Source organism: Peptoniphilus sp. GNH (assembly GCA_021307325.1).
GTDB lineage: Bacteria > Bacillota > Clostridia > Tissierellales > Peptoniphilaceae > KA00134.
Map to the genome: position 1 here is coordinate 300,151 of CP089931.1, position 12,935 is coordinate 313,085.

A 12,935-nucleotide genomic window follows, 5' to 3' on the forward strand; every position below is an offset into this window, starting at 1 on the left:
AAATGGACGTATTAGATTTAGTAAATGAATTAGAAGAACTTATTAAAGGAGCCAGCAGCCTTCCTTTGACAGGAAAAGTTATGGTGGACAAGGAAGAAGTTATAGAAATTTTAAATGATTTGAATAGGGAATTGCCAGATGAAGTTAGACAAGCAAGGTCAATCACAACTGAAAAAGAAAATATAATATCATCTGCAAAGGCTGAAGCTGAAAACATGATAAATGAAGCAAAGCAAAAGGCTGAAGATCTCTTGAATCAAGATGAGCTTGTTTTGCAAGCAAACGAAAGAGCGGCTGAGATATTAAAAAATGCAAAGGAAGAAGCAACACAGGTAAGAGAAGGAGCCAGAGATTACGCAGACTCACTTCTTGAAAACACGCAAGTAAATCTTTCAAACATTATAAAAATGTTAAATGAAAATAGACAAGAGCTAAGGGGTTAACCAAAGCTCTTTTTTATTGTTCTTATTGCTAATCTTATTTAAAAATGAAATTTGAAATGAGAAATAAAATTTTTTAATTTGAAATTATAAGGGGGGAGGTTGTAAAATCTTCTCCCAATTTTTTTGTAGTAAAAAGATTGTATAAATCTGTCATATGCGCTTCCTTGAGAGCTATATTTTTTATAATGGGATCATTTAAGCTCTGTATCTTAGAAAATTTTTCTATAAGAATAAAATTTTTCTTTACTGACTTTATAAAATCAAATGCAGATTTTCTTGCACCAAGCAAGCGAAGATATGGTTTTTTATAATCTAAGCTATCAAAAACCAAATTTTTGTAAAGACCAAGTAAGAGCCCTAGACAAAGTCTTCTTATCCGTGTTTTTGAGTATCTTTTAGAAGAACACCTTTTTATAAATTCATCAAATGTCGCGGCGTCTATATTTTTTAGAAATAAATTTTCTATGCCGATTTCATAGTCTATTAAATTTTGTAATTTATCAAAATTTTTTAGCAAAATAAATTTGAAGATGTCGAAATAATTTTCCAAGGTATTTATATTTTTATGCTTGTATAAATCGAAACAAGCCTTGGGTACAAAAGACTCATAAGTATCTGAGCTTTTTATCAAACTTCTTATATAAGAAGCTGATGCGAAAGAATCATTGAAATCCTCCTTGTGTCCAACCATATGCCTTCTTATAGTTTCAAAAGAAAAATCAAAATTCAAATCTTTTTTAGCCTTCATATAGGACATGGCAAGAATATTGTTTGGTCTTCTCAATATTTCTTTTTCTTCATCAGTCAAAAAAGACATGGCTTTTTCCCTAGATTTTATATAGGAATTTCCCTTTCTTAAATAATTTTTTAAAATAGTAAGATCTAAATTTTCATCTACTTTTTTATTTATAAGCTCAAGCTTTTTTATATCATCCTCTGCACCAAACACAAGCATATCTATAAAATTGCCAAGAATTTTCACTCCATACTTTGAAAAAATTTCTGCATTTTGTGTAGAAAAAATTGAGGGAATCTCTAGGACTAAATCTGCTCCAGACAAGAGGCTTGCCCTTGTTCTAGTCCATTTATCGAAAATGGCAGGCTCTGCTCTTTGGACAAAAGAGCCTGACATTGCAACTATCACAAGAGAATCGGGATATTTATTTTTAATAAAATTTATTTGGTAGAGATGACCCATGTGGAAAGGATTATACTCAGCAATTATACCTATAATCATACTTCCTCCTGTAAATAGATTATAATTAAAGCGATGGCTTTTTACAATTTATACTTAAATAGGGCATCTAAAAAGTCAATTATTGAGTTCAACTAATTCTTGTGATATTCTATTATTGAGTTTAGTTTAATGCAAACTGTAAAATTAAAATTGGAGGAGAAAATGAACATACTTGTTATTAACTGTGGATCATCATCCCTTAAGTATCAGCTTATTGACATGCAAGACGAACGAGTTCTTTGCAAGGGTCTTGTAGAGAGAATAGGGATTGATGGATCTAGGATTAAGCATGAAGTTGAAGGAAAGGATAAAGAAATAATCGAAAAGCCCCTTTCAAATCATAAACAAGCACTTGATCTAGTTATTTCATCAATCACAGATCCTAAAATTGGTGCTGTAAAGTCAATTGATGAAATAAATGCCGTTGGTCACAGAGTTGTACACGGCGGGGAAGATTTTGCTGAATCTGTAATCATAACAGATGAGGTAATGAAAAGTATAGAGGCTAATGTAGAGCTTGCACCTCTTCATAATCCACCAAACATCATAGGAATTAATGCTTGCAAGGAACTTATGCCAGGAGTGCCACAAGTAGCTGCATTTGATACTGCATTCCATCATACAATTCCACCTGTAAACTATGTGTATGCTATTCCTTATGAATACTACAAAAAATACAAGATTAGAAGATACGGCTTCCACGGAACAAGCCATGAATATGTAGGTAAAAGGGCAGCTGAAATTGTAGGAAAGCCATTTGAACAATGTAACTTCATAACTTGCCACTTAGGAAATGGCTCAAGTGTAACTTGCATAAGACATGGAAAGAGTATAGACACTACAATGGGATTTACACCTCTTGAAGGTCTTGTTATGGGAACTCGTTGTGGAGATTTGGACCCTGCAATAGTTACTTACTTGATGGAAAAAGAAAACATGTCAATAGAAGAGATGAATACCATGATGAATAAAAAGTCAGGTGTGCTTGGAATCTCAGGCATTTCTTCAGACTTTAGAGATCTTGAAGATGCCGCAGCTGAAGGAAATGAAAGAGCGTCTTTGGCACTTGATTCTTTTGAAAATCAAGTTAAAAAAGCAATCGGAGCTTATTTGACTGAGATTGACTCATGCGATGGAATTATCTTCACAGCTGGAATAGGAGAAAATTCTCCAAATAACAGACTTTCTATTATGAGAGGCTTCCAAAACAGGGGAGTTATGCTAGATATGTGGAGAAATAACACAAGAGGAAAAGAAACTACTATCTCAACAAGAGATTCAGCAATAAGAGTTATGGTAATCCCAACAAACGAAGAACTTATGATAGCAAGAGATACTTTGAGATTGGTAGAAGAAGCTTAATTTGACAAGTCTATAAAAAGATAATATAATATTGTACGGTTTTTAATTGAGGTGAGATTATGAATATTGACTTTAGGCCTTATTTTAAGTCGGGAAGTAAAATTTTTGACTTGGAAGGGATTATAGAAGAAAATAAGACACAATATCTTATTGATAATCTTGATTTAATCTTTCCAGTAAGATACAAGGGTAAAATTTATGATCTAAATGGAGAATTTTTACTTGATTTAGACCTTGATTACGCTTATAATACACAGTGTTCAAGATGTCTAAAAGATATGGTTAAAAGTATTCATGCTAATTTGAAGGCCGTACTTATAGATGAAAAAGATGAAGACGACATGGAAGATGATCCCACCATGGAATATATAATACTTGATGAAAATGGTTTTTCTATTGATGATTTTATATTTTCGGGTATAATCACATCCATGCCGATGAAAGTACTTTGTAAAGAAACGTGTAAGGGCCTATGTCCACAATGCGGCAAAGATTTAAACGATGGACCTTGCGACTGCGAAAAAGAAGATTTTATTGATCCGAGATTTGCAAAATTAAAGGGTCTATTTAAAGAGGAGGTGTAAAAATGGCAGTACCTAAGAGAAAAACATCTAAACAAAGAAGAAATAAGAGAAGAGCATCATCTTACAGACTAAACAAAGCTACTGTAACTGAATGCCCAAATTGTCATGAACCAAAGCTTCCACACCGTGTTTGCCCATCATGTGGCTTTTACGCTGGAAAAGAAGTTATAAGTGTAGAATGATTTCAAATAGGCTGTGTGTCGACAGTCTATTTTTTTATTTTTAAAAGGCTCCATAATATATACTGATTGAATAAATCATCAGCAAGTATTATGGAGCCTTTGTTCTAAATATAATTATTTTATTTTCTTTAAAAGGAGTTTGTCTATTCTATTTTTTGATGTTTCTTTTACGACAAATAAGACATCGTCTATCATAAACTTTTCAGATACTTTTGGGAAGCGGTCGATTTTTTCGATTAGATAACCTGCAATTGAGTCGTACTCATTACTTTCAAAATTTTTATTAAATAAAGAGTTGACCTCACTTATATTCACAGCTCCATCAATCAAATACTCATCATTTGATATCTTCACAATTTCTTCGTCATCTTCTTGGTCGTATTCATCTGAAATTGAACCTACAATTTTTTCGATAAGGTCCTCCATAGTGATAAGCCCTTCAGTTCCACCATATTCATTTGTGACTATGGCTAGGCTTATTTTAGAAGAACGCATCTCTTTAAAAAGTTGGGACACGTCTTTGTATTCAAAGGTATAGTAGGCAGGTCTTAGAAATTTTTTAAAATCACAAAGTGACTTGGCTCCTCTGAATTTAAAAATATCTTTGACATGAAATATACCGATAATATTATCAAGATCTTCTTCATAGACGGGGATGCGGGAGAAACCTTCATCTTGAATTGTTTTGATTATATCTTCATAAGAATCATTTATTTCAAGGGCTACTATATCTGTTCTCGGTGTCATTATATCTTTTGCATCAGCATCTGAAAATCCAATTACATTTTCGATAAAACCAAGCTCCTCACGATCTAAGATGCCTTCTTTGAAACCTATATTTACAGCATCTTTTAGCTCATCTTCAGTTATTAAAGGTTCTCTATAATTTTTATCTTTTCCAGTAATTTTTAAGCATAGATTGCCAAGTACCGTAGTAAAAAATGTGAATGGAAAAAATATAAATTTTAAGAAGTAAAAAGTTTTGGCATATTTTAAAGAAATTTTCTCAGACTTTTTAGCACCATTACTTTTTGGAAGAACTTGTCCAAATACTACAATGAGTATGGCCGAGAAAATAGTACCCAAAAACAAACCTAAAAAATGGAGCTTGTCAAAAAGTAAAATTGAAATTGATACAGCACACAACATATTAAAAAAGAAGTCACCAAAAAGGCAAAGGGAAAATATGTCATCTAAATTTTTTATATTTATTTCAAAATATTTCAAATTTTCGTGAGAGTGTTCTTTAATATTTTCAATCTTGCTTGATGTTAGCGAAAAATATGCACTTTCAACCAAGGTGAATAAATAGGATAAATATATGCAAATTAAAGCTAATAGTATAAAAAAGTATTCAAGTTTTTTCAAGTAAAACCTCCGTTCAAATATCTATATTATATACCCATTATCCATTTTTCGCGTAAGAATTGTGGATTAAAGAGCAATAATCGACAAAAATATAAATAAAGACCTGAGTTATCCCAGGTCTTAGTTTTTATTCAACTGTAACAGATTTAGCGAGGTTTCTGGGTTTGTCAACATCAAGGCCCTTTGCAACCGATGTGTAATAAGCCAGTAGTTGCTCTGGAATGGCTGCAGTGACAGGGCTTAGCATATCTATACTTGCAGGTATGAAGATGACATCATCACACACTTCTTTTACATTCTTGCTGCCAAAAGGAGCAATAGCTACTGTATAAGCACCTCTAGCCTTAACTTCTTTTATATTTGAGATAGTTTTTTCTTGCATATTGTCTTGACACAAGAGGGCAATTACAGGCGTATTTTTTTCTATAAGAGCCAAGGGACCGTGCTTTAATTCACCTGCGGGGAAGGCCTCGGTAAAGATATAAGTAAGCTCTTTTAGCTTGAGAGCACCTTCTTTTGCAGTTAGGTAGTCCAGAGATCTTCCTATATAAAACAGGGCTGCGTCATCTTTAATTTTTTCGGCTATGCGTTTATATATGTCAAGATTTTCCAAGATAACTTCGATTTTACCACTTATCATTTTCATTTCTTTTGTTATATTTTTTACTTCTTCAAGTGATAAACTTTCAAGTTCCATAGCTGCTTGGAGAGCGAAGAAATAGAGTACAATAAGTTGAGTGGTGTAAGCTTTTGTTGAAGCCACTGAAATTTCAGGACCAGCTTCGCAGTAGAGAACATTTTGCGCTTCTCTAGTTATACTTGATCCGACTACATTTGTGATTGCTAGAGTAGTTGCTCCTTTACTTCTAGCTTCTTTAAGAGCTGCGATTGTATCAGCTGTTTCTCCAGATTGAGATATAAATATTACAAGGGATTTTTCGTTTATAAAATCTGTCTTGAAGCGAAATTCTGATGCTATTTCGGATACTGCTGGTACTTTTAACCATTTTTCAATTACATATTTTCCGACTTCCCCTGCATGATATGCAGTTCCACATCCCACCAAATAAATATTTTCAAAGCTTTGTAGTTCTTCTTTAGAATACATAAATGAAAGTTTGGGAAGCTCATTTTTTATCCTAGATGATACAAGTTGATTAATAAGCTTGGGTTGTTCAAAAATTTCTTTTAGCATAAAATGGTCAAATCCAGCTTTTGTAGCAGATGTTTCATCCCAGGTTATAAGGCTGATTTTCTTAGCTAGTCTTCTTCCTTCTTTATCAAAAATTGTAAAAGAATCACAGGACATTTCTACTAATTCGTCATTGTCAAGGTAAATGACTTCTTTTGTATATTTTATAATTGATGCAACATCACTTGAAACCATATTGCCATCCTTACAAACACCAAATACAAGGGGAGCATCGTGACGGATTGCATACATTTTTGAAGGATCATGACTTGAAATCATAGCTATGGCATATTGACCAGAAATTTCATCTGTCGCCTTCTTAAAAGCTTCTTTTAAATCATTTTTATAATAGTAATGGATTAGATTGGCAACAATTTCAGTATCGGTGTCAGAATAAAAGACATATCCTTTTTTAGTCAATTTTTCTTTTAATTCCATAAAATTTTCTATAATACCATTATGGACAATGGATATTGTTCCATCGTTTGAGTTCTGTGGATGGGCATTCTTTTCAGATGGCTCACCATGAGTTGCCCATCTTGTATGTCCTATTCCAACATTTGAATCTAGATTGCTGCCTTTTAAGGCATCTTCTAGGACGCTTAACATACCGACTCTTTTTATTGTTTTTATTTTTCCATTTTCAAATAGGGAAATACCAGCTGAATCGTAGCCGCGATATTCCAATTTTTCTAAGCCATTAAGGACAACTTCCTTAGCAGAAAGTTTGCCACAAAATCCGACTATTCCACACATATTAACCTCCGATTTATCAATAAATTTGTTTTTTTCTGCATTTATTACTAAATGATATCATAAGAGCTTATACAAGTAAAATTCTTAATTATACTAAAAGATAAAAGATACTGTTATAATAGTATAGAGGAGGTAGCGATGGAGTTAAAACTTTTTTCTTTTATAGATGAAGCGTTAAAAGTTAGAAAAAATTATCGCGAGATTTTGGAAACTGTCAGCCAAAGACTTGGGGATTTTTTTGAATATAGCATGAAGTCATGCCCTGGATTTTTAAATATATATACAAGGGTAAAATCTGAAGAATCAATTCGAGAAAAATTACTTAGAAATAATTTTTATAGGATTTATAAGGATCCTCAAAAAGCGACTCTATCTCTATCAGATTTAATAGGACTTCGCATAGAGTGCAGATTTATAGAAGACGAGAAAAAGATTTTTTATGAGATTTTAAAGCTTTTTAATATACAAGGCGAACAGGGTTATTATAGGACTTCTCTAGATGAAAATATCTATTTGAGATTATCCGAAAAGCAACCAATGCTTCAACAAAATGGATTTGAAATTTATAAAATAGATGGATATTACATATACTCTAGGACTAAGTTTAATTTCGAGCTACAAATAAAGTCTATGGTAAATTTATTCTGGGGAGAGATTGATCATTCTGTACTATATAAGAACTATAATTATCTTATTACTGAGAATTTCTTCAGGTCTATAATGTATTCCATAAAGGATAATTTATCTATGATTGATAGACAACTTATGATTTTATATGAGCAAATAGGAAATTCTGGAAGCGAAAGAAATTCAATCGATGAAGAACACTTCACAAACCTGCTTTCTAAAATAATTCATGATGTTTATGCAAAAAAAGTAAAAAAAGAGTTGGGATTTTTACCTGATTTCAAAAATATGTCAGACTTTATAGTGACTTATTTATTTTCGAAAAAAAGTCCGGATGGACCAGCATCGTATGGAGAGAATTTTATACAAATATTAGAAAGAATAAATCACTTGGAAAAGGAAGAGGTAAATTTAAGACACGAGATAAAGTTCATAAGAGAAATAGACTTCGAAGACTCATTTACAAGAAATATTGGAAATGGAATTTTGGAAGTCATTAATGAAGATTTCAATTGGTATATATTTTTTAGAATAATATTTAAAATGAGCAATAAAGACCACAATGAGAAGGAATTTGAGGAGTTTTGCCGATTTATAAAATATAAGTATGATAAGACCTTTGATGAAATTTTTGACTCAAGTAGAATCAGGCAAGAGGACAGGCAAATAATTGCTGAATATATTTTAAATTATATTGCAGAGAACTTTTTGATAAATAAGGATATAAATTATTTGTTGGTTTATGCCCTAAGAGAGCTTGAAAATTTGAAAACTGTACTGGAAAAGATTGTGAGTATAGAATCTTTTGATCAAAATATAGAAAGAATTGAGAGAAGTTTAAAAAATTACAGCAAGGGGAAATTTTAAGACATGATAAGAGAAATATATTTTGCAGGAGGATGTTTCTGGGGAATTGAGGAGTTCTTTTTGAGGATAAGTGGAGTGATTGACACCAGGGCAGGTTATGCTAATTCCCTTATAGAAAATCCTAGTTACAGAGATGTATGTGCTGGATTTACAGATGCAAGCGAATGCGTAAAAGTTATATACGAAGATGAACTTATATCTTTAAAATTTTTGCTGGAAAAATTTTTTTCTGTTATAGATCCTACAAGTCTTAATAGACAGGGAGCTGATATAGGAACCCAATACAGAAGTGGAATCTATTATACTGATGATAAGGATGGGGCTTTTATAAAATCTTATATAGGTCAAATATCGAGTTCATACGAAGAAAAAATAGTGACAGAAGTTTTAAAAATTAAAAATTTTTACGAGGCGGAGGATTATCACCAAAGATACCTTAGAAAAAATCCTTCTGGCTATTGTCATATAAAATTGTAAATTGGTGATTTCATTAGTATAATAACATTGAGGATGTGATAAGTTGGATTGTATTTCTGAACATACTACTAAGGTTTTGGAGATTTTCAAAGAAATTACTAAAATTCCAAGACCTTCTCACAAAGAAAATAAGATACGAAAATTCTTGTTAGAATTTGCAAATAAAAATGGACTAAAATCATTAGAAGATGAAACAGGCAATGTATTTATTTGGTCTAGACACGAATCAAATCAAAAATCTGTAATACTTCAAGCTCACATGGACATGGTGTGCGAGAAAAAAGAAGGCTTTGAGATTGATTTTGAAAAAGATGAAATTCCATATGAAATAGAAGGCGACTATATAATTTCCAAATATACAACTCTTGGAGCTGATGATGGAATTGGAATGGCTATGATACTAGCCGCACTTATAGATAAAGAAAATGAAACGCCCATAGAGGCTATATTTACTGTAAATGAAGAAGATGGGATGACAGGAGCCTCTAAACTTGAAAGCTCAAAGTTTAAATCGAAAACATTGATAAATTTGGATTCTGCCGAAGAGTCAAGGGCCTTTGGAGGATGTGCTGGTTCCAAAAGACTAAATGTTAAATTCAAAAAAGAATTTCAAAATCTTGATGACTCATATATTTGCTATCATTTGATTATATCAGGCTTACAAGGTGGACACTCTGGAGAAGATATTCACTTAAATCTCGGAAATGCACTAGTTATTTTAGCAAGAGCCCTATATAAATTTAATGATAAATTTGACATAAAGGTCATAGATATATATGGTGGCAGCAAGACTAATGCAATACCTAGAGGGGCTGTTGCAAAAATAGCGATACCTAAAGATTTAAAAATTCAGGCTCAAAATTTGATTGTAAATATAAATCACGACTTTGTAAAAGAATTGGGCATTGAGGATCCTGACGTGAGGATAAATTTCGAAGGAGCAGATTTTAGCGATAAGGCATTGAAAGATGATTTGGCTGAAAGAATAATAGATTATTTATATTTGGCTCCAAATGGTGTTTTGGGTCTATCTAAGATGAAAGGCGCTCTTGTTGAAAGCTCATGCAATTTGGCAATTGTAGAATCGGATGAAAAAGAAATCATTATCCATAGCTCCATTAGGAGCTCAAAGTCAACTATGATTGAAAATTTGACTTTAAAACACCAAATTATGGCCAAGCTTTTAGGAGCTCAATATCAAGAAGAGTTTTCCTACCCTGCGTGGGAATTTAAATATGACTCGGAGATTGCTTGTATAGCTAAAAAGGTATATGAAGATTTATATGGTAGCGAGTTGGAAGTTACTATCGTTCATGCGGGTCTAGAGTCAGCTCTTATAAGTAAATCCTTTAAAGATTTGGATATAATCTCCATTGGACCAGATATAGAACATCTTCACGCACCAGGAGAAAAGGTAAGTATCTCATCTACAAATAGGACATATAGATTTTTAATAAATATTTTAAAAGAATTTTCAAGGAGGAACAAATGAAAGAAGAAAAGAAACATTGCGGATGTGGTTGTGGACATGATCATGAACACGGACACGCACATGAAGATGAAAATTTGGATGTAATTACATTTACAAGTGATGATGGAACTGAGATGGAATATGTTGTAATAGGAGATTTTCCATACAAGAACAAAAATTATTTAGCTTTGTTGCCATCAGACGAAGAAGACCAAGAAGCCATTGTATGTGAATATATTCAAGGTCAAGACGAAGAAATAGAAATTTTAGAAATCGAAGACGAAGATTATTTTAATGAGGTAGTTGCTGAGTTTTTGAGACTCTATGATGAAGAAGGAGAAGAGGAAGAATAATTCTATGGTGCCATACAGAGTTTATTCTGAATTTTTGAAAGACAAATTCGGAGAAAAGGTATATAAGTTGCCGGTAAACTTAAATGGCACCTGCCCAAATAGAGATGGAAGTAAGGCTTATGGCGGCTGCATATTTTGCGGAGAAAGTGGCGGCTCTTTTGAAAATAAAGATGGCGACATAAGGCGGCAGTTGGAACTTTCAAAAATCACGATAGAAAAAAAGTACAAGGCCAAAAAATTCATAGCATATTTTCAAAATTATACTTCTACTTACGAAGATTTATATAAATTCAAATCATATGTAGAAGAGGCTAAGATTGAAGGCGTTGTAGGTTTTTCATTCTCCACGAGGCCAGATTGTTTGGGCGATGATTTTCTTGATTATTTTCAAGACTTGTCAAAGGATTATTTTGTAACACTTGAAGTTGGGTTACAAACTGTAAATTATAAAAGTTTAAAGCTTTTGAATAGGGGACATGGTCTATCTGATTTTATAGACTCATCCATCAGAGCAAAAAAGAGAAATTTGAGACTATGTGTTCACATGATTTTGGATCTGCCATGGGATGATATGGATGATGTCGTGGAAGGAGCCAGGGTTCTTAGTGCACTGTCTATTGATGAGGTTAAACTTCATTCGCTTTACGTTGTGAAAGGCACAAGGCTTGCTAGTCTTTACGATAAGGGTGAGGTTCAATTGCTGGATGTTAAGACTTATAAGGAAAGAGTAATAAATTTTCTTTTAAATCTAGACCAGAATATAGTCGTTCAAAGACTGGTTGGAAGAGCTCCGCAAGAGGATACGATTATTGCGAACTATAATACAAGCTGGTGGAAGATAAGAGATGACATTATAAATGAGATGTATTTAAAAGGACTTAGCCAAGGTCAGTTAAGAAAGGGTGGTAAAAATGGTTAAATTTATCTTAGGAGCAAAGGGAGCAGGCAAAACAAAGTGGCTTATAGATGAGGCCAATAAAGAAATTGGCGAAGGAAATGGAAATATTGCCTTTGTTGAAGTTGATGATGATCATATTTTTTCATTGGACTATAATGTAAGACTTATAAATGCAACAGATTATAGACTTGCTAACATTGAAAGTCTTTATGGATTCTTATGTGGCTTGATGGCTATGGATTATGACCTCAAAAAAATTTATGTTGACGGAATCTATAAAGTTATCAGATTAAATATTGAAGAAGTGGAATTTTTGTGTAGCAAGCTTAGCAAGGTTCCAGAAATTGAAGGCAGAGAAGTATACATAAATGTAGACTTTATGTTGGACGATATGCCTGAATATTTCAAAAATAATTGCTTGGAAGTTAAAGCACAATGAAGGACAATAGATTGTTTGTTAGGGTAGTTGCAATAGCTTTGGTCGTGCTTATGGCTATACCTGTGGTTATGCAGCTTGTATCCTATCTTAGATAGAGAGGGTTAATTTGATTTTACCCATTAGAAGAGGTTTGTTTGAAAATTTTTTTGAACATAGATCTTATCTAATAATGAAGTACAGTAATAAGGATATTAGCAAGAGGGAATTTATTGAGATGAATTTCAATTATTTCAATAACCCAAATGCAAGACCCTTTTTGAAAGTGGATAGCTTTGAAAAGGGCATGTATAATTATCAATACTACAATGGTTTAGCCAAGTATTATCGCATGCTAGCAAAAGAATTGAGGTATGACAGGGACAACAAAAGGGCCTACAATGATTATTTGAATCTCAGCAATAAGTATTATGCAGAGAAGGATCAAGCTTCACTTAGCTTGTTAAAACTGCAAAATTTTTGTGATTGTGAAGCTTATTTTATAAAAACCCAAGCAAAAGGCTTAAAAAATAGACTTTATGAGATAGTTCTTTTAAACAAAAAAGAGGCTATTTTACATTCAAAGTCCGTATGGCTTCTTAATATATTAAAAGATGAGAATGTTTTTATTGATGGACTTAAGTCGTCTCTGATAGATGAATATATAAATGAGAGATACTAAAAACTCTTACAGAAAATTTCT

14 protein-coding genes are annotated in these 12,935 nt (G+C 32.6%); 11 read left to right on the forward strand and 3 right to left on the reverse strand.

Annotated features, from left to right (window positions below; translation table 11 throughout):
• Window positions 1-2 precede the first annotated feature (2 nt).
• Window positions 3-443, forward strand: a complete 441-nt coding sequence (locus LV469_01555) for an ATPase (protein ID UHR02996.1) — start codon at window positions 3-5, stop codon at window positions 441-443.
• Between the two features lie 73 nt (window positions 444-516).
• Here LV469_01555 and LV469_01560 read toward each other — a convergent pair whose 3' ends face one another.
• Entirely contained in the window at window positions 517-1,680 is a 1,164-nt protein-coding gene (locus tag LV469_01560; protein ID UHR02997.1) for a nucleotidyltransferase family protein, read from the reverse strand.
• Between the two features lie 162 nt (window positions 1,681-1,842).
• Here LV469_01560 and LV469_01565 point away from each other — a divergent pair, with 162 nt between their 5' ends.
• The 3 genes from LV469_01565 to rpmF are packed head-to-tail and all read left to right on the forward strand — an operon-like array spanning window position 1,843 to window position 3,808.
• Window positions 1,843-3,042 carry an acetate kinase gene (locus LV469_01565; GenBank protein UHR02998.1) on the forward strand — a complete coding sequence of 400 codons (1,200 nt, stop codon included), beginning with the start codon at window positions 1,843-1,845 and terminating at the stop codon, window positions 3,040-3,042.
• 59 nt (window positions 3,043-3,101) lie between these two features.
• On the forward strand, window positions 3,102-3,626 hold the full coding sequence (locus LV469_01570) for a DUF177 domain-containing protein (GenBank protein ID UHR02999.1): 525 nt from the start codon (window positions 3,102-3,104) through the stop codon (window positions 3,624-3,626).
• Window positions 3,627-3,628: 2 nt separating this feature from the next.
• Window positions 3,629-3,808, forward strand: a complete 180-nt coding sequence (rpmF, locus tag LV469_01575; protein UHR03000.1) for a 50S ribosomal protein L32 — start codon at window positions 3,629-3,631, stop codon at window positions 3,806-3,808.
• Window positions 3,809-3,922: 114 nt separating this feature from the next.
• On the opposite strand, the gene LV469_01580 is transcribed toward rpmF, so the two are convergent.
• Both LV469_01580 and glmS read right to left on the reverse strand, forming a co-directional pair.
• Window positions 3,923-5,176 carry a hemolysin family protein gene (locus tag LV469_01580; GenBank protein UHR03001.1) on the reverse strand — a complete coding sequence of 418 codons (1,254 nt, stop codon included), beginning with the start codon at window positions 5,174-5,176 and terminating at the stop codon, window positions 3,923-3,925.
• 127 nt (window positions 5,177-5,303) lie between these two features.
• On the reverse strand, window positions 5,304-7,124 hold the full coding sequence (gene glmS / locus LV469_01585) for a glutamine--fructose-6-phosphate transaminase (isomerizing) (protein UHR03002.1): 1,821 nt from the start codon (window positions 7,122-7,124) through the stop codon (window positions 5,304-5,306).
• A gap of 138 nt (window positions 7,125-7,262) precedes the next feature.
• On the opposite strand from glmS, the gene LV469_01590 reads away from it, so the two are divergent.
• From LV469_01590 to LV469_01620, 7 genes are all read left to right on the forward strand, one after another.
• Entirely contained in the window at window positions 7,263-8,618 is a 1,356-nt protein-coding gene (locus LV469_01590) for a (p)ppGpp synthetase (GenBank protein ID UHR03003.1), read from the forward strand.
• Window positions 8,619-8,621: 3 nt separating this feature from the next.
• Entirely contained in the window at window positions 8,622-9,095 is a 474-nt protein-coding gene (gene msrA / locus LV469_01595) for a peptide-methionine (S)-S-oxide reductase MsrA (protein ID UHR03004.1), read from the forward strand.
• A 43-nt stretch (window positions 9,096-9,138) separates the two neighbouring features.
• Complete coding sequence (pepD, locus tag LV469_01600; protein UHR03005.1) at window positions 9,139-10,587, forward strand: beta-Ala-His dipeptidase; 1,449 nt, start codon at window positions 9,139-9,141, stop codon at window positions 10,585-10,587.
• The gene (locus LV469_01605; GenBank protein ID UHR03006.1) at window positions 10,584-10,919 is read left to right on the forward strand and encodes a DUF1292 domain-containing protein; all 336 of its coding nucleotides are present in this window, start codon (window positions 10,584-10,586) and stop codon (window positions 10,917-10,919) included. Before pepD ends, LV469_01605 begins: the two co-directional genes overlap by 4 nt.
• A gap of 7 nt (window positions 10,920-10,926) precedes the next feature.
• Window positions 10,927-11,838 (forward strand): TIGR01212 family radical SAM protein, encoded by a 912-nt coding sequence (locus LV469_01610; protein UHR03571.1) that lies wholly within the window; start codon window positions 10,927-10,929, stop codon window positions 11,836-11,838.
• Window positions 11,831-12,256, forward strand: coding sequence for a hypothetical protein (locus LV469_01615; GenBank protein ID UHR03007.1), 426 nt, complete (start codon window positions 11,831-11,833; stop codon window positions 12,254-12,256). Before LV469_01610 ends, LV469_01615 begins: the two co-directional genes overlap by 8 nt.
• 109 nt (window positions 12,257-12,365) lie before the next feature.
• Window positions 12,366-12,914: a hypothetical protein gene (locus tag LV469_01620; GenBank protein UHR03572.1), complete on the forward strand. Its 549-nt coding sequence runs from the start codon at window positions 12,366-12,368 to the stop codon at window positions 12,912-12,914.
• Window positions 12,915-12,935: the final 21 nt, after the last annotated feature.

Coding starts and splice junctions, on each gene's coding strand:
- LV469_01615 (UHR03007.1), top strand. CDS start 11,831: ATGGTTAAATTTATCTTAGGAGCAAAGGGAGCAGGCAAAACAAAGTGG.
- glmS (UHR03002.1), bottom strand. CDS start 7,124: ATGTGTGGAATAGTCGGATTTTGTGGCAAACTTTCTGCTAAGGAAGTT.
- LV469_01590 (UHR03003.1), top strand. CDS start 7,263: ATGGAGTTAAAACTTTTTTCTTTTATAGATGAAGCGTTAAAAGTTAGA.
- LV469_01555 (UHR02996.1), top strand. CDS start 3: ATGGACGTATTAGATTTAGTAAATGAATTAGAAGAACTTATTAAAGGA.
- LV469_01565 (UHR02998.1), top strand. CDS start 1,843: ATGAACATACTTGTTATTAACTGTGGATCATCATCCCTTAAGTATCAG.
- LV469_01605 (UHR03006.1), top strand. CDS start 10,584: ATGAAAGAAGAAAAGAAACATTGCGGATGTGGTTGTGGACATGATCAT.
- LV469_01570 (UHR02999.1), top strand. CDS start 3,102: ATGAATATTGACTTTAGGCCTTATTTTAAGTCGGGAAGTAAAATTTTT.
- rpmF (UHR03000.1), top strand. CDS start 3,629: ATGGCAGTACCTAAGAGAAAAACATCTAAACAAAGAAGAAATAAGAGA.
- LV469_01560 (UHR02997.1), bottom strand. CDS start 1,680: ATGATTATAGGTATAATTGCTGAGTATAATCCTTTCCACATGGGTCAT.
- msrA (UHR03004.1), top strand. CDS start 8,622: ATGATAAGAGAAATATATTTTGCAGGAGGATGTTTCTGGGGAATTGAG.